General features: G+C 39.6%; 3 protein-coding genes. All 3 read right to left on the minus strand.

Features of this window, described 5'->3' with window-relative positions:
* Positions 1-331 precede the first annotated feature (331 nt).
* Positions 332-646 carry a hypothetical protein gene (locus OCV43_RS13750; RefSeq protein WP_118087641.1) on the minus strand — a complete coding sequence of 105 codons (315 nt, stop codon included), beginning with the start codon at positions 644-646 and terminating at the stop codon, positions 332-334.
* Positions 647-660: 14 nt separating this feature from the next.
* The gene (locus OCV43_RS13755) at positions 661-1854 is read right to left on the minus strand and encodes a hypothetical protein (RefSeq protein ID WP_262624373.1); all 1194 of its coding nucleotides are present in this window, start codon (positions 1852-1854) and stop codon (positions 661-663) included.
* Positions 1760-2326: LXG domain-containing protein (locus tag OCV43_RS13760; protein ID WP_262624374.1), on the minus strand; the 567-nt coding region annotated here is incomplete at its 5' end. The genes OCV43_RS13755 and OCV43_RS13760, both read right to left, overlap by 95 nt.

A 2326-nucleotide genomic window follows, 5' to 3' on the forward strand; every position in this document is an offset into this window, starting at 1 on the left:
ATCTCCGGCATAGTAGCAATTTCTACGATACTACTCCTCACCGCATCAATCTCTTCTATCCATCGGTCAAGCTGTGCCTGGATTAATTCACGGATGCTGGTAATCTTCTCGTACTTTACATTGTTGCTAAGAGCACGTTTATATCAGCGTATTGGAACTAAATATTCTATTTTGATTTTGCAATGTCCTTTCGTATACCCGACTCGACAAATTTTCGCTAGTGTCTATTAATTAACATCATGGATTCTTAATTGCTTCACAACAGCCATGATGATTAATTAATAGACATGCATGAGTTATAGGTTGTTGGAGTCCGAAAGTATAACCATAATTAAATATATTGTTTCATAATCATCCATAACTTATCTTTTAACTCATCTAATGGCTCATTCAATTTTAAACGTGTCTGAAAATCATCGTCATAAATATAAAAATCGCTTAATCCACCTTTTGAAGGATACAATATTTTGTATCTATCCAATATATATTCTGTCTTTTCTTTCTCATTTTCCTCCGAATCTATACATTTTATAATATCAGAAATAGCTTTTATTTGAATGGTATAATAATTTTCGCCATATTTTTGCACCAATTTTCCTAGTTGTAAAAAAATATCTCTTAGTTCATATAATTCTTTCTCTGTCATTTTTTCCTCCTCTACTATTTTAATGAACTCTTACTAATAACTTGATAATCCAATTTCCATGGTTCTTTTATAAATGTCTGCATTATATTATATCCCCCACAATAGGCTCCTCCCTGTGAACCAACTGGGCCAGTATAAACAGTTGTTCCTTTGGGTATTTTAATTGCATAAACAGTATCTACAACTGATTCTCCTGTTAATTCACCAGTAATTGTATCAATCCACTGTGGCTTAACTGCCGTATCAATTCTCACTTTTGCAACGGATTCTGGTGGTTCTGTTGTAAACCATTGTCCTAATGCTTTATCTGAATTTCCACCCCTATAATATATCCTATCTTCTGTAAGAACCTCTACATTATATCTTCCACCATAAAAATTCTTAGCAGGATTTCCTTGGATTTCCGCTAATGGTCCTGGATTTTCAATCATATTATATTGATAATTAGCTATATCATCTGACCCATATATAACAGTTGTACTACCACTCTCTCCTACATTTCCCAACTGCTGCGGTCTTTTTACGTTATTTACTACTTCCAGCTCTGCCCCACTGAGCGTTCCATATGTTGCCATTCCGGTTAGTGAACCAACTACAAAACCTGCCAGTGGACTGTTGGTTGCTTCTGTCATTCTCTTGTCCACATAGCTGCTGGCTGCCACCGTCAGTCCCTGCTTTGCATACTCTGTTACTACGGCCCTTCCTATGGATGTTCCTGCACTTACTGCTGCATTAGCCGCCATTCCTCCTGTCAGTATCAGAGAAGCAGCGATTGTCAAAACATTTCCTATTAAATAATAGAGGTCCGGATTACTGGCAAATACTGTATCACGGATTGGATTAACCGATACCAGCCTTGGGTCTCCTGTCACTCCCGCATATATATCCTGACTTCCTTCTACTGCATTTGCACATCCATATGAAGCTGTGCCTAATCCAATTGCTACAACTCCAACGGTTGTCACCAGTGGAAGTGCCATACCACAGGTTGCTACGACAAGCATTCCTCCCAGAATCATGGTTCCGACTCCGGCAATCGTCTTCACAATGCCTTCTTCTGTTCTCAGCCTGATAGATTCCTGCCACTGCTGTTGCTGCAGTTCATAGAACTCCTCACAGGAGTTTACCCTGTCCTTCACCTGCTCGAGATATGTACTTAACATTCCATCCATCATCTGTGCCAGTTGAAAGGGTTCTGTTGCATTCACAAACCGATGCATCATATGCACTGATTGTAGCACTACTGCCACCTAACTGTCCACCAATAATACTGCGAAGATAACCTACCATCATATCGATGGGATACATATCTGCATGGCTGTGTGCCTCTTCATATTCCCCTATCTGTGTGCGGACATTCTGCACTCCGGCAAGCGCATTGTCAAAACAGCTTTCCATACAGGTTGTAGAAAATCTGCCCACATCAAGATAAGCAGACAGTTCTCTCTCAATATCCGCTACTTCCTCTGCTACCGCATCAAAGTCTGATCTTGCTCCCTGAATGTTCTCCTCCAGTCCCTCCATGGAATCCTGAGACATCTCTGCCATCTGGTCAGAATCAATGTTATAATACCAGTCTGTATAGAGTATAAAGCTGCTCCGGTAGGTTTCTATCGTATCTTTTATCATATTTGCAAGATTCATATGATAATCCCACATATAGCTTCTTACATGCTCTGC

The sequence above is a fragment of the Roseburia amylophila genome, from assembly GCF_025567465.1.
GTDB classification, from domain to species: domain Bacteria; phylum Bacillota; class Clostridia; order Lachnospirales; family Lachnospiraceae; genus Roseburia_C; species Roseburia_C amylophila.